The sequence below is a fragment of the Alteromonas sp. BMJM2 genome (assembly GCF_027257845.1).
In the GTDB taxonomy this organism is placed as follows: domain Bacteria; phylum Pseudomonadota; class Gammaproteobacteria; order Enterobacterales; family Alteromonadaceae; genus Alteromonas.
Map to the genome: position 1 here is coordinate 38,021 of NZ_JAPVOT010000019.1, position 24,830 is coordinate 62,850.

Annotated in this window: 19 protein-coding genes; 9 read left to right on the plus strand and 10 right to left on the minus strand. The window is 44.3% G+C overall.

What is annotated here, in order from left to right:
* Positions 1–9: 9 nt before the first annotated feature.
* Both O9X84_RS16135 and O9X84_RS16140 read left to right on the plus strand, forming a co-directional pair.
* A complete protein-coding gene (locus O9X84_RS16135) occupies positions 10–1,221 on the plus strand; it encodes a NupC/NupG family nucleoside CNT transporter (RefSeq protein ID WP_269520710.1) in 1,212 nt (403 codons plus the stop codon).
* 168 nt (positions 1,222–1,389) lie between these two features.
* The gene (locus O9X84_RS16140) at positions 1,390–2,229 is read left to right on the plus strand and encodes an isopenicillin N synthase family dioxygenase (RefSeq protein ID WP_269520711.1); all 840 of its coding nucleotides are present in this window, start codon (positions 1,390–1,392) and stop codon (positions 2,227–2,229) included.
* 79 nt (positions 2,230–2,308) lie between these two features.
* Here the strand turns inward: O9X84_RS16140 and O9X84_RS16145 are convergent, their stop codons facing one another.
* Positions 2,309–3,475, minus strand: coding sequence for a tetratricopeptide repeat protein (locus tag O9X84_RS16145; protein WP_269520712.1), 1,167 nt, complete (start codon positions 3,473–3,475; stop codon positions 2,309–2,311).
* Between the two features lie 380 nt (positions 3,476–3,855).
* On the opposite strand from O9X84_RS16145, the gene O9X84_RS16150 reads away from it, so the two are divergent.
* Together O9X84_RS16150 and O9X84_RS16155 are read left to right on the plus strand one after the other, a co-directional pair.
* Positions 3,856–4,362 (plus strand): fasciclin domain-containing protein, encoded by a 507-nt coding sequence (locus O9X84_RS16150; RefSeq protein WP_269520713.1) that lies wholly within the window; start codon positions 3,856–3,858, stop codon positions 4,360–4,362.
* Between the two features lie 201 nt (positions 4,363–4,563).
* Entirely contained in the window at positions 4,564–5,547 is a 984-nt protein-coding gene (locus tag O9X84_RS16155; protein ID WP_269520714.1) for a GGDEF domain-containing response regulator, read from the plus strand.
* 25 nt (positions 5,548–5,572) lie between these two features.
* Here O9X84_RS16155 and O9X84_RS16160 read toward each other — a convergent pair whose 3' ends face one another.
* The 4 genes from O9X84_RS16160 to O9X84_RS16175 form a co-directional block, all read right to left on the minus strand.
* Positions 5,573–6,265: a 3'-5' exonuclease gene (locus O9X84_RS16160; RefSeq protein ID WP_269520715.1), complete on the minus strand. Its 693-nt coding sequence runs from the start codon at positions 6,263–6,265 to the stop codon at positions 5,573–5,575.
* Between the two features lie 25 nt (positions 6,266–6,290).
* The gene (locus O9X84_RS16165) at positions 6,291–8,120 is read right to left on the minus strand and encodes a putative nucleotidyltransferase substrate binding domain-containing protein (RefSeq protein ID WP_269520716.1); all 1,830 of its coding nucleotides are present in this window, start codon (positions 8,118–8,120) and stop codon (positions 6,291–6,293) included.
* Positions 8,121–8,404: 284 nt separating this feature from the next.
* The gene (locus tag O9X84_RS16170) at positions 8,405–10,111 is read right to left on the minus strand and encodes a sodium:solute symporter family protein (protein WP_269520717.1); all 1,707 of its coding nucleotides are present in this window, start codon (positions 10,109–10,111) and stop codon (positions 8,405–8,407) included.
* A gap of 4 nt (positions 10,112–10,115) precedes the next feature.
* Positions 10,116–10,382 carry a DUF4212 domain-containing protein gene (locus O9X84_RS16175; protein ID WP_032095503.1) on the minus strand — a complete coding sequence of 89 codons (267 nt, stop codon included), beginning with the start codon at positions 10,380–10,382 and terminating at the stop codon, positions 10,116–10,118.
* Between the two features lie 258 nt (positions 10,383–10,640).
* Here O9X84_RS16175 and O9X84_RS16180 point away from each other — a divergent pair, with 258 nt between their 5' ends.
* Positions 10,641–14,093, plus strand: coding sequence for a PAS domain-containing hybrid sensor histidine kinase/response regulator (locus tag O9X84_RS16180; protein ID WP_269520718.1), 3,453 nt, complete (start codon positions 10,641–10,643; stop codon positions 14,091–14,093).
* A gap of 81 nt (positions 14,094–14,174) precedes the next feature.
* On the opposite strand, the gene O9X84_RS16185 is transcribed toward O9X84_RS16180, so the two are convergent.
* On the minus strand, positions 14,175–14,795 hold the full coding sequence (locus O9X84_RS16185) for a mechanosensitive ion channel domain-containing protein (RefSeq protein ID WP_269520732.1): 621 nt from the start codon (positions 14,793–14,795) through the stop codon (positions 14,175–14,177).
* Positions 14,796–15,069: 274 nt separating this feature from the next.
* On the opposite strand from O9X84_RS16185, the gene rimK reads away from it, so the two are divergent.
* The 4 genes from rimK to O9X84_RS16205 all read left to right on the plus strand — a co-directional run bounded on the left by rimK (position 15,070) and on the right by O9X84_RS16205 (position 18,626).
* Positions 15,070–15,975 (plus strand): 30S ribosomal protein S6--L-glutamate ligase, encoded by a 906-nt coding sequence (gene rimK, locus O9X84_RS16190; RefSeq protein WP_032095501.1) that lies wholly within the window; start codon positions 15,070–15,072, stop codon positions 15,973–15,975.
* A gap of 82 nt (positions 15,976–16,057) precedes the next feature.
* A complete protein-coding gene (locus O9X84_RS16195) occupies positions 16,058–17,089 on the plus strand; it encodes a succinylglutamate desuccinylase/aspartoacylase family protein (RefSeq protein ID WP_032095500.1) in 1,032 nt (343 codons plus the stop codon).
* A 5-nt stretch (positions 17,090–17,094) separates the two neighbouring features.
* Positions 17,095–17,529, plus strand: coding sequence for an ATP-dependent zinc protease family protein (locus tag O9X84_RS16200; RefSeq protein ID WP_269520719.1), 435 nt, complete (start codon positions 17,095–17,097; stop codon positions 17,527–17,529).
* 98 nt (positions 17,530–17,627) lie between these two features.
* Entirely contained in the window at positions 17,628–18,626 is a 999-nt protein-coding gene (locus O9X84_RS16205; RefSeq protein ID WP_269520720.1) for an amino acid ABC transporter substrate-binding protein, read from the plus strand.
* Between the two features lie 46 nt (positions 18,627–18,672).
* Here the strand turns inward: O9X84_RS16205 and O9X84_RS16210 are convergent, their stop codons facing one another.
* The 4 genes from O9X84_RS16210 to O9X84_RS16225 form a co-directional block, all read right to left on the minus strand.
* Positions 18,673–19,317: a response regulator transcription factor gene (locus tag O9X84_RS16210; protein ID WP_269520721.1), complete on the minus strand. Its 645-nt coding sequence runs from the start codon at positions 19,315–19,317 to the stop codon at positions 18,673–18,675.
* 15 nt (positions 19,318–19,332) lie between these two features.
* Positions 19,333–21,279: an acetate--CoA ligase gene (acs, locus tag O9X84_RS16215; protein WP_269520722.1), complete on the minus strand. Its 1,947-nt coding sequence runs from the start codon at positions 21,277–21,279 to the stop codon at positions 19,333–19,335.
* Positions 21,280–21,548: 269 nt separating this feature from the next.
* Positions 21,549–22,736, minus strand: a complete 1,188-nt coding sequence (locus tag O9X84_RS16220; protein ID WP_269520723.1) for a hypothetical protein — start codon at positions 22,734–22,736, stop codon at positions 21,549–21,551.
* Between the two features lie 653 nt (positions 22,737–23,389).
* A complete protein-coding gene (locus O9X84_RS16225) occupies positions 23,390–24,442 on the minus strand; it encodes an aldo/keto reductase (protein WP_269520724.1) in 1,053 nt (350 codons plus the stop codon).
* Between the last annotated feature and the right edge of the window lie 388 nt (positions 24,443–24,830).

Sequence of the window (24,830 nt, forward strand, 5' to 3'; positions counted from 1 at the left end):
AATAACATTATGGTAGGTTTACTGGGCGTTGCGCTTATAATAGGTATTGCTTTAGCGATGTCGTCGGCGAGGCGCAGCATTAACTGGCGCACTGTTGGTGGTGCATTCGCTATTCAAGCCTCAGTGGGTGCGTTTGTCCTGTATTCCGAACCCGGCAAGGAGTTCCTCCTCAAAGCAACAGAATTTGTTGGCAACATCATTGGTTATAGCCAAGACGGAATAAGCTTTCTATTTGGTCCCCTCAGCAACAATTCTCTTGGCTTTATATTCGCGGTTAATGTACTTCCCGTTATTGTTTTCTTCTCAGCACTTATTGCGGTACTTTATCACCTTAAGGTGATGGGCGTTGTTATAAAAATTATTGGTGGCCTTCTGCAAAAGCTATTAGGCACCAGTCAACCTGAGTCGATGTCTTCAGCGGCAAATATCTTTGTCGGACAAACAGAGGCGCCTCTGGTTGTTCGCCCCTTTATTCCACATATGACTCGTTCTGAGCTGTTTGCCATTATGGTAGGTGGTTTGGCATCAATCGCGGGCTCTGTTATGGCCGGATATGCAGGTATGGGCGTAGAACTTAAATACTTACTGGCTGCGAGCTTTATGGCTGCACCTGGCGGATTGCTAATGGCGAAAATTATTTTGCCAGAGACAACAAAGCCCAACGAAGATTTACACGACGTAGATGCAGACAGCGCAGGCTACGCCAACGTATTCGATGCTGCTGCTAGTGGTGCAGCATCAGGCATGCAGCTTGCGTTAAACGTAGGTGCAATGCTACTCGCTTTCATAGCACTAATTGCCATGTTCAACGGCCTCATTGGCTGGACCGCGGGGTTATTTGGCTATGAAAACGTGACTTTTGAAGGGATCCTGGGATTTGTTCTTCAGCCACTAGCATGGGCAATCGGCGTACCATGGGAAGAAGCACAACTTGCTGGTAGCTTTATCGGGCAAAAGATGGTGGTTAACGAATTTGTCGCTTACCTCAGCTTTTTAGAAAACCAAGATCAGCTGTCTCAAGCCTCTCAGGCCATTATCACCTTTGCATTATGTGGTTTTGCAAACTTCTCTTCTATCGCTATTTTGATGGGCGGAATTGGTGCTATGGCGCCAACACGCAGAAAAGAAATTGCGCGACTGGGACTTAAGGCAGTTATTGCTGCAACCTTATCTAACTTAATGAGTGCTGCATTAGCTGGCGTTTTTCTATCTCTCGGTTAAAATTTTTTTAAACAGACTATTTGGTCAAGTTTTTACTAGACTAAACGGTCAGGTTTATGTAAATTACGCACGTTCTTCGCTGGCGTTGATCTGAATCAACGCCAGCGTCTTTTTTCTGTAGCCCGTCTACCTTTATAATGCCGCAATCAAAATATACGGGATAACGTTATGCAATTAGTTGCTGTTGATTACCAAGCTGAAAACGCTCAAGAAGAATTTGTTAAATCACTTCGAGAAACTGGATTTGGTGTTCTTAAAAACCACCCTATTCAGCAGTCTTTAGTTCAAGGTATTTACGACAATTGGCAGGGTTTCTTCAATAGTGAACAGAAGAACGATTACCTCTATAACAAAGGTAAGCAAGACGGATTTTTCCCTCAGAGTGTTTCTGAGGTAGCTAAGGGTTTCACGAAAAAAGACATAAAAGAGTATTATCACTACTACCCTTGGGGTCAGTGTCCAGAGGAGCTACGTCCTCAGGTATCTCAATACTACAATGAAGCCAACACGCTTGCTTCAGAGTTATTGAGTTGGATTGAGTCTCACTCGCCAAGTGAAGTCAGTGATAAATACAGTCAGCCGCTAGGGGATATGATTAAGGATTCAGATCAAACTCTATTGCGTATTCTTCACTACCCGCCTCTAAGCGGTGATGAAGAGGTAGACGCAATTCGCGCTGCTGCTCATGAAGATATTAACTTAATTACTATTTTACCAGCTGCAAATGAGCCGGGCCTTCAGGTTCAAGCGAAAGACGGCAGCTGGCTAGATGTTCCTTGTGATTTTGGTAGTTTGATTGTGAATATTGGTGACATGCTGCAAGAAGCATCTGGCCACTACTTCCCATCAACCACTCACAGGGTAGTGAATCCTGATGGTGCAGACATGACAAAGGCTCGTATTTCACTACCTTTGTTTTTGCATCCTCGACCAGATGTTGTTCTTTCAGAACGTCATACCGCAGGCTCATACCTGCAAGAGCGCCTTCGTGAGCTGGGCGTGATTTAAGTTAAGTTCCTTTTGTAGTGTTACCTTTCTGCCACGGCTTGTCCGTGGCTTTTTTCTATCCGCTTATTTTCATCTCTATTCAGCGTCGAGCCAATACGGCAAGCTTTGATGAATAACGCTCAGCGCTGTAATCATCTGGTGCGTAGGTCTCTGCACTTTTTAGGTAACGTACGGCATTGTTAGTATCGCCCAATTCGAAATAGGTCTTAGCCATACCAAATAACACTTCGTGATTCTTTCTGTCTAGCCGTACAGCACGTTGATAGTGACTCAGCGCCTTCTCAAACTTACCATCCTCAAATGACTGCTCGCCAAGGATGAAATGATAAAAAGGGTTAGTCTTTCTTTTTGTTTCTATTTTGCTAAATAGTTCAGCCGCTTCCTCACGCCTATTTTGATATCGATACAAAATGGCGAGGTTTTCCCAAACGGTTAAGTTTTCAGGATCAAGAGATAGCGCGTGCTCGTAAGCCCTTTGAGCTTGTTCAAAATCTCCCTGCATACGATAAAGCACGCCTAAATTTGTCCAGGTTTGCTGCAATGTTGGCGCAACTTTGGCTGCAGCTCTGAAATAGCTGTATGCGCGGGTATAGCTATTTGCTACAAATGCATCTGCCCCCTTGTTGTTATAAAACATGGCTAACACACTTTTTTGCGATACGGGAATGCGAGGGAAGTGACTTCGAATGACCTGTGGATCAAAGTCCACGTCGGCATAGGTTGTTCCTATGGTAATTGCCATTGAGGTTTCTGGCGCGCTTACTCTTAGATTGATATGCCCATTGAGCAAACTAAAGCCATCTCTGCGGGTCCAGTATTCGGGAATGTCTACCTCGTAAAATGTAGTATTTAATCCAAGGTGTTGAGCTAAGGCGAAGGTCATTATTGACAATGATAGGCAATTAGCCGCTCGGTTATTAAAAGTGGTATTTGCCACCGTATTGGCGCTGTTGCGGTACATCATGCCATTGTCTGAGTAGTCTAAAATAGCATTTACAAAGCCTGTAACATTCTTTGCATTTAATGCATTGTCGTAGGCAGAGCGCTCTGCAAAGCGTTTTGCTTCTTCACCGAGATAAAATACATCTTCCTCTGACTCAACGCGAAAAAGTGGGTAACTGGGGAATAACTCATCTTTTAATAAGGACTTGATATCTGCAGTTGCACGATCATCTTGCTGTGTACTTTGGCAAGCTGCTAAACACACCGTTATTATGACTAGTGTTAATAATGATTGGATAGGCATGACATATACTCCTCATGCGCTTTTTATAGGCGTTTCATAGAGCCGCTTAATAAAAGCGCGCTACGAGCCTCTATGAAGCGTCATTCACTGCTATAAGTATAGACTGCCCTGATAAACTTGCTTTTCTCTGTATTTTACCTGTGTTATCCGCCTTCAATTTGCTCCACTTCTTTTTCTATTTACTGCGCCAAAGAAAATAAATAAAACCGTCTTTTAACGCCTCGCGCCCTTTCACAGATGCATTTTGACACTAAGAGCTCTCGTGTTACATAAAGTTAATCATCACTTTTTGAGAAACCACCGTAACCATAAGCGAAATCAAATTTGTTAAAAGATAGTAAATTTATATAACCCGTTGGATAAACTCAAAAGGAAATATTATGCGTAAGTTTTTAAGTGCTTTAGTTATTTTAGTAGTGAGCTCATCTGCATTCGCTGGACACCATAAAATGGGTGACCACAAAGATATCGTTGACACAGCGGCGAGCAACCCAATGTTTTCAACCTTGGTAGCAGCGGTAAAAGCAGGTGGTTTAGTAGAGACATTAAAAGGCGACGGCCCGTTTACTGTTTTTGCTCCTACTAATGACGCCTTTGCAGCGCTTCCTGCAGGTACATTGGAAATGTTGTTGAAACCAGAGAACAAAGACACCTTGGTGCAAATTCTTACCTACCATGTTGTTTCAGGTAAAGTGGCGGCGAAAGATGTGGTATCACTTTCATCTGCTACCACGGTAGAAGGCAGCGACGTTACTGTGAATGCAGCCATGGGTAAGGTAAAGATTAACAACGCAAACGTTGTGAAAGCTGATGTAATGGCTGAAAACGGTGTAATTCACGTAATCGATACAGTGCTACTACCTGCTGACGTAGCAGCTGCGCTGTAACCTAAAAGCTAAAGAATTAAAATGTGTAATAAAAACCATCGCCTGTGCGATGGTTTTTTTCTGGAGTACACAAAGCAAAACCTGCCGGTTAATACATAAGGTTTCTATAATTTAAACTTATGTTGAATAACTTTTTATCTTATGCGGGTGTAAAGTTATGAGAAATACTACCTAAGAGTAGTAACCTAACGAGGAATTGATGTGTACATCGAACAAGTCGACAACAGAGCACTCTCTGATTGTAACGTTCTTATTGTAGATGACGACGCGAGTAGCAGGCTTATACTGGAAACTCTTTTAGAAGATATGGTTTCATGCGTTTCAGTTGCCTCTGGAAAAGCCGCTATTGAACATTGCCGCTATGAAAAGCCCGATCTTATTCTGATGGATGTTTCCATGCCAGAATTAGACGGCCATGCCACCACTTTACTGCTCCGTAAAAAGCCTCAGTGCGAATCTATACCTGTTATTTTTGTAACCTCTTCTTCAACGGAAGATGAAGAGTCGAAGTGCTGGAATTCCGGGTGTGTAGATTTTGTTGTGAAGCCAGTTAATGCATGTACTCTGCAAAATCGCGTTAAATCTCATTTAAACAACAAAATGCGAAACGATTTACTCGAAAAGCTTATTTATATAGATAAATTGACCGGGGCGTACAATAGACACTACCTCGATGATTATCTTCCTAGACTAGTTAGAGACGGACTTCGAAACGTTTCGCCGCTGTCACTTCTTATTCTCGACATCGATCACTTTAAACTCTTTAATGATAAGTACGGTCATTTAGACGGCGATAGCTGTCTATGGAAAGTAAGCCAATGCATAAACGATACTCTTCAGCGTCCTATGGATAAACTGATTCGTATAGGTGGCGAAGAGTTCTTAGTTATTTTACCTAATACGGATACGAAAGGTGCCATAGCAGTAGCAGAAAAACTGCTAGAAAACGTTTACGACTTAAATATCAAACATGAATCTTCTGAGTTTGACCGCGTTACGTTAAGCGCGGGTCTCGCCACCAAACAAGCAGATGATAAAAAAACAATAGACTTTGTCATGTTAGAAGCTGATAAAAACCTTTACTCAGCTAAAACCGACGGTCGAAATCGTTTGAGAGTAGAAGGGCTTGATGAAGCCGAATGTGATACCCCAGTGCGAGACACCAAAAAACGAGTACTTATTTAGGCTTAGCGTTTCGTTAGCTAGCTTTTTACCTGTTCTGTGTTTCTCCCAATCGATATTTCCCAACCGCCTTAGTGTGCAGCAGTTGCGTAAACGGACTGGTTTGGTCTAATCCAAATTGTTCAACTTGAGCGAATAATAACTGAAGCGTGGCGAGAGCATCGTCAAGAGCATTATGTTCAGGGAAGCTAGGGAGGTCTAATCGCTGTCGACACACGGTAAGTGTTGCACTGTTGGTAGGAAGCACTTGATGCTGCTTGTTCAACTGATAAACCGCAATCTTAAGCGTATCAATGTAGATAACATCTATAACAGGTAAAGACAGTTCTATAAACGCTTTGTTAAGCGCAGCTAAATCAAGACTGGCATTGTGAAACACCAGCACTGACGATTGAAGTAGTGGCATCAACTTATCTAAGCTAACGGCTAACGGCTTCCCTTGGGCCAAAATATCATGGGTTAGCCCGTGAATAACCGGACTTTGGCCTAACGCAGCCGATGTTTTTATCACAAAGTACTCGCAAGAGCCCAGCGACAACTGCCCGCCCTTACCTGCCACCCACCCTATAGAAGTAATATCAGTGACTTTGGCATCAAGAGAGGTCAACTCAACATCAATTGCCAGTAAATCCGTGTTATTGATATACCTACCGCTAAGTTGCTTTTTAAGCGACGAACCTGAAAATAATGTGAGTCGCTCTTTAAACCATTGCAATATCATCTGATGTTCTGTCCTTCGCTTTTTTTTACCCTATTCCGCCAGAAAACTTCATTACCATGGCTTCGTTTGCTCGCTCTATCGCTTTAAAACCCGCTTTAAGTTGATGTTTTTGAATCGACGACAGCATGCTCACCGATACAAGATTATCGGTTACTTTGTTCTCTAGCTGATGACGCCAGCGCAGCCTATTTAAAAATACCCAGATGTCTTTCAAGTTAGCTGCATCTTTAGCAGAGAGCTCAGACTTGTCAGACAAACTCTCAAGACGCGCCACAGTATTAGGCAACGTAATACCATCTGCTAGAGCATAAATTCGCGCAATGTTGTTAATAAGCGCTACCGCTCTCGTTTTTAAGTCGATGGTGTCTTTTTGTTTACGTCCTTTTTCATAGCTAAATTTTTGAAACATGGATAGGGGGACAGACACGTCATTACTATTGCGCGCTAACGCGGCTAGAAACATATTTTGCTGCAACAAGGGCGCTCGTCTTTTTTGCAGTAGTTTGAATAGGCTTGAATCACCTGCTGCGCAGCGAACATCCAAAAAGATATTAAAGTGCATAATGGCCTTACTTGTGGGTGATGCGACCCACCTCTCGGCTTCTTTTACCGCTTCATCAACTGATAATCGAAGTTCTGGATTACTTGCCATAATGTTGCCATCACACAGTTTAATACCGCATTTTGCTAACCCTTTACACACGTAATCTGTCATATCAGCAAAATAAGCAGCCTGTTTTTTGTTAGGCGTAGACGCTAACAGTAACCCGCTGTCTTGATCAGAGCCCGTGGTTTGATCTTCCCTTGCCTGCGAGCCATAAACTAGCCAAGCAAACATCATAGGGGCTTTACCATTATCTTGCTGGAAAAAGCCAATAAGCTTTCGCGTCATTACGTCGGTGGCTTGAGACAAAATTTTGCCCGCAATATCGTAATCACCAGCTCGTTTAGCGTGCGCAGCAAAGTAATGCGGTAATTGCCAAGACAGTCTTGTGAGTTCATACAAATTTTTGGCTTTTGTTAACTCTCCAATAATGAAAAGTACATTGCCTCTTTGGTGTCTTATAATATCACTCGCCGTCACCATTCCTATTGGCGACTGAGATTCATGGTCGATAACCGGCAAATGATGAATATTTTTTTCTGTCATCAGCGCCATGGCATCGAACAACGTTCGGTTGTTGCCAATTTGGGTAGGGTTCACCGTCATTATTTGCTTAACCGGAAGGGTGGTATCAAGAGCTTGAGCGACTACGCGAGAGCGCAAGTCTCTATCTGTCACTATGCCAATGAGCTTATGGTTATCGGTTACTAATAAGGATGACACTTTTTCTTGAGTCATTAGCGTTGCGGCATCAGCAATAGACATATTACTGTGAGCGGCCACAGGCGCTTTGTCTACAACATCGGTGAGGGCCTTGTATAACCACATGGAGTTAGAGTCAGCGATGGCATGATTTTGCAGCGCATTATTGCGTAAGCCAGTAAAGAAGCTATCAACCTCTACAAGCTCAAGTAACGCAAATACGTCTTGTGCGGCAAAACTATAGACAAGCCCAGGACTGTCTACATGCACAGACAGCGGATAAGTGCGCTTATCTAAAATTGCAGCATAATTAAAATAATCCCCTTCACTTAAATGCCTAGCAGCGCCTTCCCCATCTTCCACGGAAAACTGACCGCTTTGAATGAGATAAAGTCGAGGCTCGTCCGTTACAAAATGCTCGGTATTATCTTTGGTTACATAGAGTAAATCAGCATGTCGAATAAGGTCATAACGCTGAGATTCATTCAGCATATCAAACGGTGCTGATGTAGAAAGAAAGTCCTCAACCTGCTTTGCTATTGCTGTCATTTTTTGGTCCTTATTCCTTAATATTGGCCTTACCGATGCTCTGTTTTTTGTCTGACTTTTGCTCTGTGTTTATGTCTATGTATTGAGCTGTAACATGAACTGTCTTTAGCTCTGTTAGAAGTTGTGTGCCATGTCTGAATGTGTTCCTTTTTCTTAGTGAACGCGTTCCTCCATTCGCTAAGAAAAAAGAATATATACAAAAGAAAAAACCAACCCACTAAACACTGTTAGAAGGTTGGTTTTCCATTGTACTAATGCATCTTCTTACGAATGTTTTTCATTCATTAGTGTGCAGAGGCCTCGCCCGCTCCTTTAGGATAGCGAATACTTTCAACCAACTCTTGAATTTCCTCTGGTGCTTCATCTGTCACTTTGAAGACAAGGAATGCCACGATGAAGTTAACTATCATACCCAATGTACCGATACCTTCAGGTGAGATACCAAACAACCAGTTATCGGGTACGTTAGCAGCCGGATTAACAAACTTGAAGTAGATAATGTACGTCGCGGTGAAGGCAATACCAGATAGCATTCCCGCAACTGCACCTTTGTCATTCATACGCTTGCTAAAGATACCCATAATAATCGCAGGGAAGAAACTGGACGCTGCTAAGCCAAAGGCAAAAGCGACCACCTGCGCAACGAATCCGGGCGGATTAATACCAAAGTAACCGGCAATGACAATGGCGACACCTGCGGCCAATCGTGCATAAAATAGCTCTGCCTTATCCGTAATATCTGGCGCGAAATTTCGTTTCAGTAAGTCATGAGATACCGACGTGGAGATTACGAGCAACAAGCCAGCTGAGGTAGAAAGCGCAGCGGCAACACCACCAGCGGCCACTAGAGCAATAACCCAAGCCGGTAAATTCGCAATTTCAGGGTTCGCCAGTACCATGATGTCACGGTCGACGGTCATTTCGTTGCGCTCATCACCAGAGTAGAACATAACGCCATCGCCATTCTTATCATTAAATTCGATAAGTCCGGTTTGCTCCCAGTTCTTAATCCACGATGGCGCTTCTTCGTAACTTGTACCCGTAAGCTCAGGGCCGTTAATGGTTTCAATCATATTAACGCGAGCAAAAGCGGCAAGTGACGGTGCAGTGGTGTAAACAATAGCAATAAATGCTAGTGCATAACCCGCTGATTTACGTGCATCGTGTACTTTTGGAACCGTGAAGAAGCGAACGATTACGTGTGGCAAACCTGCCGTACCTACCATAAGCGCGAAGGTAATGAAGAACACATCTATAGTACTTTTCGTGCCTGTGGTGTATTCATGGAACCCGAGATCGGTGGATAAATTATCGAGCTTTTGCAGCAGATGCATGCCCGAGCCATCGGCCAGCGTGGCACCGAACCCGGTTTGAGGAAGGATATGACCGGTTACCATTATGGAAATAAATACCGCAGGAACCACATAAGCAAACACCATCACACAAAACTGAGCCACTTGCGTGTAGGTAATACCTTTCATGCCACCTAATACGGTGTAGAAAAAGACGATAACCATACCAAGCACAACGCCGGTAACAATATCCACTTCTAAGAATCGACTGAATACTACGCCGACCCCTCGCATCTGCCCTGCCACATAGGTAAAACAAACAAAAATGGCGCAAAATACAGCAACCGTTCGCGCGGTTTGTGAGTAGTAGCGGTCTCCAATAAAATCGGGTACAGTAAATTTTCCGAATTTGCGAAGATAAGGTGCTAAGCAAAGCGCCAGCAAAACGTAGCCGCCAGTCCAGCCCATGAGATAAACGGCGCCGTCGTATCCCATAAAAGAGATAAGGCCTGCCATTGAAATAAACGATGCAGCTGACATCCAATCGGCAGCAGTTGCCATGCCGTTGAGTACAGGTGGAACACCGCCGCCGGCGACGTAGAAATCGTTTGTCGATCCGGCTCTGGCCCAGATCGCAATGGCAATGTACAGCGCGAAAGTAGCGCCTACAATGATAAAGGTGAGTGTTTGAACATCCATCGTATTATTCCTCTTCTACGCCGTAACGTTTGTCCATCGCACTCATTTTTGCCATGTAGACAAAAATAAGAGCAACAAAAACTAAAATGGAACCTTGTTGCGCAAACCAGAAGCCCAGTTTGAAACCAAAGAATTGGATGTTGTTTAATGCATCGGCAAATAAAATGCCGGCACCAAAAGATACAGCGAACCAAACGACTAAAAGTTTAAAAAGGAGAGCTAGGTTCTCCTTCCAATATGCTTTTTGGTCATCATTATTTCTAAAAGACATTGTTCCGTCCCCACGTCAGGTTAATCGGTTGTTGTTTTTTTACATTTTCCTAACGCTTAACTTTTTTTACATTGTCGCTACTGATTTCACGTTGCGAGCAACATTCACCAAAAGCAGCGAAGCCAAGCCTATAGGAGGTTGGATATCACTTTAGACCTGCATGAAATATTTAAAAATGAGACCATGGTCGTAGGTAGACGAAGGTCTCAATAGGTATAATACACATCGAGTTGTAAATTTTTAGTTAATGGAAAGGCTATGGTTTTTGGTTGGGTTACACTAGCGGTACTGTATCTATTTTTACTTTTTTCTCTGGCAAGCTGGGGCGAAAAGAACTCGCCAACGGCACGGGCGCTTACCTCACACCCAGCGATTTACTCCCTAGCATTGGCGATTTACTGCACCGCGTGGACATTTTTTGGCATGGTGGGACAGGCAAGTAGAGATACCTGGATTTATCTGCCTATTATGCTCGGCCCCATTTTGGTGTATGTGGTGGGTTATAAGTTTATTTATAAGTTGACTTTGGTAAGTAAAAAGCAGCACATCACGACTATTTCTGATTTTATTGCCTCTCGTTACGGAAAACGTCAAACGGTGGCGTTGGTTGTTACACTCATCGCATTACTTGCCACCATTCCCTATATCGCACTGCAACTAAAAGCCGTTGGCAACACATTTCAGCTACTGACCCAGCAACCTAAAAACGACATTATTATTATTGCGGCAACGGCATTTATCGCCGTTTTCGCCATCTATTTTGGTACCCGTCAAACGGATGTCACCGAATATAGAAGAGGCTTAATGCTAGCTATCGCCTTCGAATCGTCGGTTAAATTACTAGCACTCGTTTTAGTGGCATTTGTTGGTTATAGCGCGTGGAAAACCACACAAAGCGGGCCCTTTTTTGAAAGCTTTTTAAACGAAGCGGCCTTGTCTACCTTTAGCTCATTTACGTTTATTGCTCAAACCATAATGGCAGCTGCCGCCATCGTGTGTTTACCACGGCAGTTTCACGTAGCGATTATCGACAATTTAAGCTTGTCACACTTACGCACTGCTCGCTGGTTGTTTCCGCTTTATCTCATTATTATTTCAGCGGTTATCCCGGTTATCGCCATTGCCGGTAAAGCCATATTTGCGGGTACCAGTGTAGAGCCTGATTCGTACGTTTTATCACTGGCCATGTTTTCCGAGTCTGCCTTACTACAAGTCATCGTTTTTGTTGGCGGCCTGTCTGCTGCCACCGCGATGATTATTGTTGCAACGCTTACGCTCAGCACCATGCTAACGAACGACGTTATACTGCCACGCATATTGGCACTGACCGAAGATACGGGCAAAAAACGTGATATTTCTCGCCGCATAAGATTAATAAGGCGAGTGGTTATCGCCTTTATCTTGCTAATGGCCTTTTTATACCACCAGCAAATGACGAGCAGCCGCTCGCTGCACTCTATAGGTCTAATTGCATTTTCACTGGTTATTCAGCTACTTCCGGCCATTGTAGGTGGCTTATATTGGAAACGAGCCCATGCTCACGGTGTGTATGCGGGGTTAATGATTGGCTTGGTTATTTGGGTTTTGTGGCTAGTGCTACCTATTGTGAGCGACCAAGTGTCAAGGCTTGAACAAAACGAACTGATTAGCCAAGGAGCAATGATCAGTTTAGCTGCTAATGCCTTTATGTATGTGCTGTTTTCTTGGTTTGCCCCCCAGCGACTCATCGATCGCATGCAGGCGGAAGCCTTTGTGTCGCCCACTATGTCTGCCAGTAACACGGTTAAAACACAGGCAACTAACGTGAAAGTGTCAGACCTAACTACGCTACTGTCCACGTTTATGGGTTCGGGCAGATGCGTACAGCTTGTTGATGAATATCAGACGCTTAATCACTGCCAGCTGCATGAGCAAGATACGCCAGATGAATCGTTCTTATCATTTTGTGAACGGGCGCTAGGTGGGGTAATTGGTGCATCAAGCGCTAAAGTGCTTCTCGATAGCGCGCTGCGCGGTAAAAAAATGGACTTCACTGAGATCATCAACTTCTTTGATGACACCACTCAGGCCATGCAGTTTAATATGACCGCCCTACTTACCTCCCTTGAAAATATGGACCAAGGGATAAGTGTTGTCGACAAACACCTTCATTTAGTCGCGTGGAATAAGCGCTATTCAAACCTGTACCCCTACCCAGACGACTTACTTGCTGTTGGCGTGCCCATTGAACGTCTTATTCGCTATAACGCGGCTCAGGGAGAGTTTGGCACGTATAATGTTGAGGCTGAGGTAGAAAAACGCTTAGAGCACTTGCGCTCAGGCATGCCCCATCGATTCACCCGTCAGCGAAAAGACGGCCGAGTGATAGAAATGGTGGGCAACCCGCTACCTGGTGGCGGCTTTGTAACCAGCTTCAATGATATTACCGGTCACGTAGAAATTCAGCAGGCCCTTGAAGAGTCTAATATCGATCTTGAAGCCAGAATAAAAAAGCGTACTGAAGAGGTACATTCCATTAATGCCGAGCTGCGCCTTGAAATTGAAAAGCGCGCCGGCGCCGAAAAAGAGTTAATTCGAGCGAGAAAAGCTGCGGAAGATGCCAACGCAAGTAAAACGCGATTTTTAGCCCTTGCCAGCCATGATGTATTACAGCCCCTCAATGCGGCCAAGCTATACGTAAGCGCACTGGAAGAACAAGACCTATCCGAGCAAACCCACACTATCATTCAAAAGCTCAGTCACAGTGTGTCGTCCAGCGAAGCGCTTATTGGTACGTTGCTAGATATTGCGCGCCTTGATCAGGGCGAGATGAAGCCAGATTTCGAGTCGGTTGACGTGAGCAATCTGCTTTCGCCTCTTTTGGATGAGATGTCTATGCGAGCGAAAGAGAAAGGGCTGGAGCTTAAAGCGATAATTCGCCCATGCTGGGTGAGAGCCGATAAAACTTATTTATACCGGATTTTGCAAAACCTGCTGTCTAACGCGGTGAAGTATACCGAGAAAGGCAGAGTGTTATTTGTTGTGAAACCTGTCGGCAATTCCGTGACGTTTAATATTATGGATACCGGCATTGGTATTTCAGGCGACAAATTAGACACTATATTTGGCGACTTTTTTCGCGCTAACGAGAGCAAGGAGCATGGCCTTGGGTTAGGACTAGGTGTAGTACGGCGACTTAGCTTACAGCTTAACAGCGAAATTAACGTCACTTCTCGCCTAGGCAGAGGCAGTAGCTTTCGCTTTACGTTGGAAAAAGTTGCGGCGAAACTGCCTTCTGCCCAAGCCGCGAAACCAAGAAACACCACATTTAGTGGAATGAAAGTACTTTGTGTAGACGATCAGCAAGAAAACTTAGATGCATTGAGTACGTTACTAGAAAAATGGGGAGTCAGCGTAACGCTTGCCAATAATTGGGATGATGCGTTATCCCTTGCCATGTCAGTGAAGCCGCAAATTCTTTTGATGGACTATCAGCTAAGTCATGAAGATGACAAACATGGTCTAGCGCTTATCGAGCTTATTAGAACAACCCTTAATGTAGTGGTTCCAGCGGCATTGATTACCGCGACCCCCGATGAAAACTTGGTGGTTCAATGCAAAGAACAGGGCGTTAACTTTTTAGCCAAACCGCTAAAACCTGCAAAGCTGCGGGCTTTACTGCAAAGCATGACCCGCTATATTCGAGAAGCGAAAAATGTAGAGCGCGACTAGGGGTGTTGATCTTTGCTGTACCTTTAGCCCAAAACTCGTACAACAAAGATCAACACGCCCTAATTAAGTTAGGGGAACTTGCTATAGTTCTTCATTCGCTTTATTCGAATCGTCTAGCTGCTTAGGAGTCGGCGCGTCGGTCTTGGCCACCACCTTTCCTATACTGTTCCACTTTACCTTCGGATTGAGCATAACTGGACGAGTAAGAATAAGGTTGTTTGGGTACATAATGGTTTCGCGCTCCGTTGTCACTAATCGAGTACTAAACGGACCAATATCAGCAATAAAGCCTTCAACAAAATTATCGCCATCGATAATGCGTAGGTAGTTGCCTCTGCGATAGGACACATTAGTGAGCAAAATAAAGTAGGCGGTGATGTTACTTATTAACGACCAGCTAGCAAATAAAGCAACACCGGTTACCGTAATAATGGACGTGGAAAGTACAAGTAGCCCTGAAAAGTCGATGCCCCATGCGAGTAATAATAAACACAAAGAAACAGTGGCCACCAGCACACGGGCAGCAAACAGCCCCTTTAATGCGCTATGAGATTTTAACTTTGACTTGGCAATATCATTTTCAATTTTTGGCAGCAGCTTTCTAGACATCACCAGATAAACCAGCAAAACTAAACTGCTAAACACGATATTCGATTGGTACTCAGTAGCCCACCGCAACACCCCATTTAACAGTTCCATCATTAACCCGTCGTTTTCCACAAAAACCCTCATATCAGTGTTAATATTCGTTACTAAGTTTATGGCAAATATACCGCCATTGTCGACATGCTACCGTTATTGGGCTACTCTTTCATAAAATAAAAACAATCGCCACCATAAGAAAAAATCGTAAGACAGCCGTTACAGAGTCAATTAGTATGCGCGCCTAAATAGCTTGCGCATTTACTTGTCCCATGTAACGGTATGGTTAATACGTAAGCAAACTCACTTCTTCGTTATCAAGGCTGATATATTCATGCGCATTGCAATACTCTCGAGAAATCCGAAACTCTACTCTACTTCACGCCTTGTTGAGGCAGGCAAGGCTAAAGGTCATGAAGTTGATGTTATTGATACTATGCATTGCTATATGGATATTACGAGTGCCCGCCCTTCGGTAAGATACAAGGGAAGAAAGCTTCCCTATTACGATGCGGTAATTCCGCGAATAGGCGCGTCGGTGAGTTTTTACGGCACATCAGTCGTTCGCCAATTTGAAATGATGGGCACATACAGTGTTAACGAGTCTGTCGCTATTAGCCGTTCTAGAGACAAGCTTCGCTCTTTACAACTGCTCTCTCGTAAAGGCATTGGTATGCCAAGAACGGGATTTGCCCATCACCCGGATAAAATAGATGACGTGATCAAAACCGTTGGTGGCGCTCCTGTGGTGATAAAATTGCTTGAAGGCACTCAAGGTATTGGCGTTGTGTTAGCAGATACACACAATGCGGCTGAATCTATTATCGAAGCCTTTATGGGGTTGAATGCCAGTATACTGGTGCAAGAATTCATTAAAGAAGCTGGCGGCAGTGACATTCGCTGTTTGGTAGTGGGCGGCAAAGTGGTAGCAGCAATGAAGCGCCAAGCGGCCGAAGGTGAGTTTCGTTCTAACTTACATCGCGGCGGCCAAGCAAGCTTAGTACGATTAAGCCCTGCAGAGCGCAAAACCGCAATAGATGCCGCCAAAACCATGGGGCTGAACTGTTGTGGAGTGGACATTTTACGCTCTAATAATGGCCCGGTTGTCATGGAAGTTAACTCATCACCTGGCTTAGAGGGTATTGAGAAAGCGACCAACAAAGATGTCGCAGCGATGATTATCTCATTTATTGAAAAAAGCGCTGGGCCGCATAAAACAAAAACACGTGGTAAAGGATAAGAAGGTCGTTAAGTGATGATTAGGGTATTTGGCCCAATTAATAATTTAAGGCTGCAACGCCATCTGTGAAGGAAAAACCTGAGTGGTAAGTAACGTTTTGACGATTGGGGGACACGATATAGCCCCAGGAGAAACCAAAAAAATAAACCTTGAGATGCCACCGCTTTATACAGCGACGAATATGAGCATTCCTGTTTATGTAAAGCGAGGCAAACGCCCCGGCCCCATTATGTTCGTTAGTGCAGCTATCCACGGCGACGAACTCAACGGGATAGAAATTGTAGGCCGCTTAATTCGCTCAAAAGCTATTGAGAAACTGCGTGGTACACTTATCGCAGTACCAATGGTTAACGTTTACGGTGTACTGAATCAATCCCGCTATTTACCTGACAGACGAGACTTGAACCGCAGCTTTCCCGGTAGCAAAAAGGGCTCTTTAGCAGGTCGACTTGCCAATTTATTTTTTAACGAAGTAGTAAGTAAGTGCGATGTGGGAATAGATCTTCACACCGGCGCTATTCATCGAAGTAATCTTCCACAAATTCGAGCGAATTTGGACGATACGGAAGTGCTGGAAATGGCGAAAGCGTTTGGCGTACCGGTATTGCTGAATGCTGAAATACGTGAGGGCTCGCTAAGAGAGGCGGCTAGCACCAGTGGCGTAAAGATTCTGCTTTATGAAGCTGGACAAGCACTTCGCTATGATGAATTTTCTATACGGGCCGGAGTGAAAGGGATTATTAATACCATGCGGCATTTAGGCATGCTGAATAAAAGCCGCAGCAAAGGTCACAGTATTAATCGTTTCATCGCACAACAAAGCGGATGGGTAAGAGCTTCTGAAAGCGGATTTGTTACCCATTTGGCACAGCTTGGCGACCACGTTGAAAAGGGAGATAAATTAGCGGCCATTGCCGACCCATTTGGTAACTTTGTTGGCAGTATTATCAGTCCAGCCGAAGGCATTGTAATCGGAAAGCAAAATATACCGCTTACCCAAGAGGGTGAAGCCATATATCACATTGCCTATTTCTCTAAGCCTAACGAAGTAGCAGAACATGTTGAGCTTTACCAAGACAACCTGCTGCCTAGTGAAGAACCTCTTGTAGAGTAAAAATAATGAACAATAAAAAACTTATTGGTGCTGTCGAGCTATGTGATTTACCCCAGTTAGCTATTACAGAACTCAACGTGAGAGTAGACACTGGAGCAGCCACATCGTCTTTACATGTGGATAATATAGAAGAGCTAACGAAAGACGATGAGCTATGGATTAGCTTCGACATTCACCCTGACATTTACAATGTCGATACGGTTGTAAGGCGAGAAGCGAAAGTTTTTGGCAAAAAAAAGGTGAAAAGTTCTACCGCAACGCGAGAAAAGCGCTATGTTATATTAACGGACATTGTTATGGACGGTTTTCAGTGGAATATCCAGCTTACGCTAACAGACCGTTCTGAAATGACATATTCTATGTTACTTGGCCGAGAGGGAATGGCTGGACATTTCGTTGTAGACCCTGAATATGATTTCCTTCTCACTGGAAAAGACTAGAGCGCATCCCTTTTTACTAGCCTTTACTGTATAGCAAAGGTCAATGCGCTGTTATCAAAGGAAAGAATTTAATGGACACGTGTCGGCCAGGTAGGACTTTGCTTTTTTCATCTCTACAGATCCGCATTGTTTTTGTGCTGTTTGCCTATGTTCTTTTTACCTTCATACCTAACGTATACGCTAATGAAGATAGCGACTCTTCAAGCACGGCCCACACGAAGATAAGATTACCCAATATTCACCCAGGCCGAGATGCTGTCTATGCCCACGCGAAACAGTTGCTTACCGAGGCGTTACTGATAACACAAGCAGACTACGGCACTTTCGAATTTGTAGTGAGTGGTCAAGAAAGCCCACAGCAGCGGCAATTGAGGAATTTAGAGCACGACCTCCTCGACGTTACTTGGAGCGTTACCTCATCAGACAGAGAAGCCTATTTTTTGCCTATACGTATTCCTATTATGGCAGGGCTTTTTGGCAAACGCGTGCTGTTAATTAACTCTGAGGACAAGCGATTTTCAAAGGATATGGACTTAGCGAGTTTACGAGAATTTAGAGCGGTTCTAGGATACGATTGGCCCGATACCGCTATTTTTAGACAGGCTGGGATCCCAGTACTAGAAACCACCTATCGGGCATCGTTTAAAATGGTGTCAGAAAGATTTGCTGACATGTTTCCTCGCAGCGTGATGGAAGTAGTAGAAGAGATTGAAAACAAAGACTTTATTAGAGGACTTGTTGTTGAGGACAATATTGTTATCTCATACCCTAGCCCAATATTCTTCTTTGTGAGTAGTAATAATCAGCAGCTTGCTACACGAATAACCGACGGCTTGTTACAGCTGTTAAAAAATCACCGGTTTCAACAGTTACTAAAGGAACATAAGGGCTATAAACAAAGCCTTGCACTACTAAAGGGGCGAACAGTCATTAGTATAGGCAACCCTCTTTTAAGCATCGAGAGTAAAAAGGCAATAGAGAATTTTCTGCCACTATTCACGCCCGCAGAAATCCTGTTCGACAACTTTGCACCAGATAGTGATATTTCAGACGATGGTGTAATCGAGCATAATGCTGCTGCAAAAAGCTCGTCATAAGTCGTTAATTACGAATAGCTCATATTCAAAGATACCATTATTCCGCCTAACGCGAAGGGGGTTCTAGTTCTAGCTGTGAAGCAATGAGTACCGCTTGCGTGCGATTGTTAATTCCCAGCTTTTTGAATAGGGCTGTAACGTGGGCTTTTACCGTCGCTTCAGCAATATCTAAGTTGTAGCCAATCTGCTTGTTCAACAAACCGTCTCGCATATAGCACAGCACTTTATACTGAGAAGGTGTAAGCGAAGCAACCTTGTCAGCAAGCTCTGAAAATGCCTCGTCAACGTCATCGACACTTTCACTTAGCCCTTCAGGTAGCCAAATATCACCATCGAGAATGGCCTCAACAGCATTACCAATATCTTGTGCACTGGCAGTTTTAGGTATAAAGCCCGATGCGCCAACACCAATAATTTTAGATATTAACGCAGTATCTTCGGTACCCGATACTACGGCCACAGGAATATCTGGATATAGCTTGCGAATATGAAGAAGCCCGAACAGATCGTTACTGCCGGGCATATGTAAATCGAGTAAAAGCAGGTCGATATCCTCTTTGTTGAGCATATCAACCGTAGACATTAAGTCGCCTGCCTCCTTGAGTGTTAAGGACGGCAGCGACAAGGATAGAGCGCCTCTTAATGCATCGCGATACAGCGGGTGATCATCTGCAATTAAAAGCGTTATCATTGTCGTTTTCCTTGATTATTTATTGAGTCGTTCCTCTATGAGTGTATCAACAACAGATGGATCCGCCAACGTCGATGTATCACCCAATTGCTCGTGCTCGTTTGCCGCTATTTTGCGCAAAATTCGACGCATAATTTTACCTGAACGTGTTTTCGGTAACCCTGTAGACCACTGAATAATATCCGGTGTTGCAATAGGACTTAACTCTTGGCGCACCCACGCTTTTAACTCGTTCGTCAGCGCTTCGTTAACCTCAACGCCTTCAATAGGGCTCACATACACGTAGATCCCTTGACCTTTAATATCGTGTGGATATCCAACAACTGCGGCCTCTGCCACTTTGCTGTGCGCCACCAGCGCGCTTTCAATTTCGGCGGTGCCCAGGCGGTGACCTGAAACATTGAGTACGTCATCTACGCGGCCGGTTATCCAGTAGCAGCCATCTTCATCGCGACGAGCGCCATCTCCGGTAAAGTACACACCTTCATATGCACTGAAATAGGTATTAATAAAACGCTGATGATCGCCATAGACAGTTCGAGCCTGGCTCGGCCAGCTATCTTTTATAACAAGGTTGCCTTCGGCGGCGCCTTCAAGTTCGTTGCCATCAGCATCAAATAATGCCGGCGCTACACCAAAGAAAGGACGGGTTGCTGAACCTGGCTTAAGTTCTGTCGCGCCCGGTAGCGGAAGGATCATGTGCCCGCCGGTTTCCGTTTGCCACCAGGTATCGATAATTGGGCAACGTCCCTTACCGATTACTCTGTGATACCACTCCCATGCTTCAGGATTAATGGGTTCACCTACCGTGCCCAACAAACGCAGCGATGATAGGTCGCAGCCCTCTGCGGGCTTGTCTCCGTGGGCCATTAACGCACGGATTGCAGTTGGTGCAGTATACAGGCTATTTACTTTATATTTTTCAACCACCTGTGCTATGCGCTTAACATCTGGATATGTAGGTACACCTTCAAAAAACACCTGTGACGCGGCATTAACCATAGGCCCGTAGACCATGTAGCTATGCCCCGTCACCCAGCCCACATCGGCAGTACACCAATAAATGTCGTCGTCTTGGTAATCAAAAGCGTATTTAAACGTCATGGCTGAGTACAATAAGTAGCCGCCAGTGGTATGCACAACGCCTTTCGGTGTGCCAGTAGAGCCCGATGTGTACAAAATAAATAGTGGGTCTTCGGCGTTCATAACCTCTGGTTCGCACTGCGCAGAGCAATTATCAATTGCATCGTGCCACCAAACATCATGTTTACTGTTCCAATCCACATCGCCACCAGTAAGCTTGTGCACTATCACATGAGTGATTGATGGACAGGCACCATTTGCTAGCGCTTTGTCTACATTGGCTTTAAGAGGGATGCTGCGCCCCGCCCTGCGCCCTTCATCAGCGGTAATAACCACTTTAGCTTCGCTGTCGTTGATGCGATCAGCAATGGCATTTGGCGAGAAACCACCAAAAATAACGGAATGCACTGCGCCTATGCGGGCACACGCTAACATCGCATATGCGGCTTCTGGCACCATGGGCATGTAAATCGCTACGCGATCGCCTTTTTCAACGCCCATTTCTTTAAGCGCATTGGCTAACTTACATACCTCATAATGTACCTGTTGGTAGGTAATGTCTAAGCTGTCTTGTGGAGAGTCACCTTCCCAATGAAAGGCAACCTTAGTGGCGTTCTTCTCTAAATGTCTGTCGATGCAGTTGTAGCTCGCGTTTAACGCGCCATCTTCAAACCACTTTATCGATACGTCGTTTTTATTAAAAACCGTATTTTTAATTTTTGTTGGCGCTTCGTACCACTCCAGTAATGCGGCATGCTCCGCCCAGAATGACTCAGGGTCATCTATCGACTTCTTATACATTTCGTCGTATTGCGACGCGGTAAGGTGTGTAGATTGAAGGATATTTTCTGGTACGGGATATGTCTTGCTGGCAGTCATGGATTGCCTCCGATTTAATAGTGTTAAATTCTCGATTGATTGAGGAATACTCTAGTCATTAATTAATAAAGCAAAATGAGACATTGGTCTTAATGACGTTTTTCATCGAAAAGTTATTGCTCAACGTTCGTGTGTAGACGCTTGTTTGTTTTTTTAGTTCTGTGAAGTTTTCTAAGATAATCACTAACAATATGCAATTACAACGTTCTACACCCGTTATTTCTTAATAGAAAGAACGGGTGTGGGTATTTAGTAATTAATCGTAGCTGTTAGAATTTAAAGACAACACCCGCGCGACCAACGTTTGCCGAGAAGTCTTTAAAATCGCTTCCGTATTCGGTGTTAAAGTTAGTCAATTGAACAAACGCAGTAAAGCTATCTGTTATCTTATGGCCGTAGTTGATATAGGCGGTGGTGTTTTCATTTAAATCAGTAAGTGATAAACGAGCACGGTCGCCTGAGTCGACAGAGGCACTGGCGTAACCCACCTTAATCGTAGAGTCTGCATTAATTTTCCAGGTCACGTACGTAAAGAAGCCGCTTTCACTAAAGCTTTCTCTTACTTCGCCTGCCGCGTTTAAACCTGAAGATGGAGCTACACCCAACGCATTTTGGTTGTTTAACGCCTCACCAGTATAGTATTCAGCGTTTATGCTCACTGCCCCAAAATTCAATGTGGTATACATTTTCAATAAGTTAGCGTCTTGGTTTTCACCCGAGGCAAAACCAGCTTCATCCTCATAATTCAATTCAGCAAAATGGCCCGCCGCGCCGATTTTATGACCAGAGAAGCTATAATTAACATCTACCGCAAAGCCTGGCATGCTGCCAAGCTCATTCGCGTTAATACCACCAGCGGTAGCATTTCTTCCCTTACCTGTTAGCGCACCGGTTACCATTAGCCCATCGTTTTTATAAGTAGCACCCACTTCTACGGCTAAGAATCCAGAATTACCGGCACGATAGGCATTCCCAACCCAGTTGTAGCTACCGCTCGATTTGATACCTGAGGCAGTGCTCCACTTTTGACCACCAAAAAACGTCCAGTTCTCGTCCATGTCATAATATAAGGTCGCCAAGCGTAATCGTGGCTCTTGAGCCTGAATGGCCGTTTGGTTAGTAAAGCCATCTTCACCATCAATAAAATCAAATTCCAGTACCGTTCTTACTTTTTCATGACTCATATTGAGTGAAAAGCGAGACTGTGAAGCTTGGAACGATGTGGCATCAGAACTAAGAAACGTAGTTTGTTGCTCTGTGGCTGGCGCACCGCCGAATATATCGGTTCTTAACGCATGAGTTGGGGCCACTTGGCTATAAGCACTGCCATAACTGGCAATGCCTTGATCAGACGCTACCACTTCGGGTTTGATCATACCTTTAAAACTAAATTCAAAGGCTAAAGCAGGTGAAGATATCAAAACAAGTGCGCACGATGCAGCAACACGATTAAGCATGTGGTTCTCCAAATTTATTTGTAGTGTTCAACTTTAATTCTTATCTCGATGCCCCTGCGAACGTGTGTAAGCACAGGGAGTATATAATTTAGTTTGATCATGCAGCGGATTAACTTCCGATTAACATAAATTCAACAAACTAATTGTGGGTTAAAAATAAGCAAAATACTCTATAAATCATAGTTGTTGCGACCAAAGTCTTATGATTTCACTCACGGCAGAGCAGCGTTAAAAACTCCTTCAATAGCGCTAACGTGTTGTTTATTTAAGCAGTTAATCACAGTGGTGCCGGTTTATTTCCTGAACAAGTTATTATTTCTCAACCCATTAAAGGCGCTGATAATAAGCATAGGTAAAAATGAGAAAACCACCGACTTTATTTAAACTTTATAATCGGGTTGGATTAAGGGGGCGCAGGGGTAATAAGGCTCAGCAATAAGGCCTTAGGTGATACTGAACGACACACTATGAACTAGGCTAACTGAAACCCCAAATGCAAATTTGACCATTTGGGGCCTTTTGTTTAAAGAGGCAGCACGCCCACGCTAGGGTGTACTAGTTCGGACGCACTAGCCAAAGTTCACTGGCCAAAGTTCACTAGCTAAAATGCATAAGGTTGGAAGAACTTGGCTCAGGTTATGCAATTTTTTAAACTAAAAACCCATGGGGTGTGCTTTAAAGACGTTGTTGATGCTATCTAGCACCTTATCATCCAGCTTAATATCAAACGCTGCGATATTTTCAGAAAGCTGTTTGAGGGTTGTTGCACCAATAATAGTAGATGTAACCCCCGGTACTTGCTGACACCACGCTAAAGCAAGTTGCGACGGTGTAATACCTGCGCCTTTTGCAATATTGACGTACTGCTCGGTGGCTGATTGCGCTGCAGGTTGGTCTCTGAATAACCCCATTCGCTGTGCCAATGTCCACCGCGAGCCCTCAGGCCGTGCACCATTGTGATATTTTCCACTGAGCATTCCAGTGGCTAATGGCGACCAAGGCAGATAAGCAATGTTTTCAAACTGGCACATCTCAATAAGATAAGGCCAATCTTTTGCGTGTAATAAGCTAAATTCATTTTGGATAGATACGGGTAAAGGCACGTTTTCTTCTTCACACAGACGCAAAAACGTATGAATTCCCCACGGCGTATCGTCAGATAAACCCCAATGGCGAATTTTGCCCGCATCAAGGGCCGCTTTTATGCCTTTGAGAATATTGCGCATGCCGCTGATTTCTTTATCGCGGTCGATAGTTGTTGGGTCTGTACTGTCAGGCCAATGCTTGCCAAAGTGCGGGGTTACTCTATTTGGCCAGTGAAGCTGATACACATCGATGTAGTCGGTATGTAAACGCGCAAGTGATTCATCAAGGGCAGTAGTCAGCGAAGAAGCCGTTATTGGCCCACCCTCTCGGATATACTTTAAGCCTGCACCTGCTACCTTGGTCATCACCACAATATTCTTGCGCACATCTTGATTACGAGAAATCCAGTTGCCAATAATTCGCTCTGTGTCGCCGTAGGTATCTGCGTTAGGAGGTATAGGATACATCTCAGCGGTATCAATAAAATTCACCCCCGCATCAAGGGCCATCGCCATCTGCGCATCGGCATCTTGCTGCGTATTTTGGATACCCCAGGTCATTGTTCCTAAACATATATCGGAAACCTGAAGGCCGCTTGAACCTAAATTAGTAAACTTCATTCTCTTATTACCCTTAAATTGTACACTTGAACTGGTGCGCGCTCATCTGAATTGTGAGCTCAGCGAGCTGACTTCAATGCTGCAAACCCACTTGGTGTGAAATCCACATTTGATATTGGCTGTGAGCATTTAAAAAACAATTCAACGTTAGCAAAAGCTCGATAAAATGTCGCAAAACTCTGAATAAAAGCTAAATTCAGTACGGTAACGATGACTATTGCGATCCGCAAACCGTTATTTTTGCCTGATTCGCACAGTGAATAGGTATTTAGAGCATCCTGGTTTCTATGACTGTCACGCTAACGCATTAAGCTAAATTGATTTCTATGACTGTCACGCTAACGCAGCATTACGATGACTATTGCGATCCGCAAGCCGTTATTTTTAC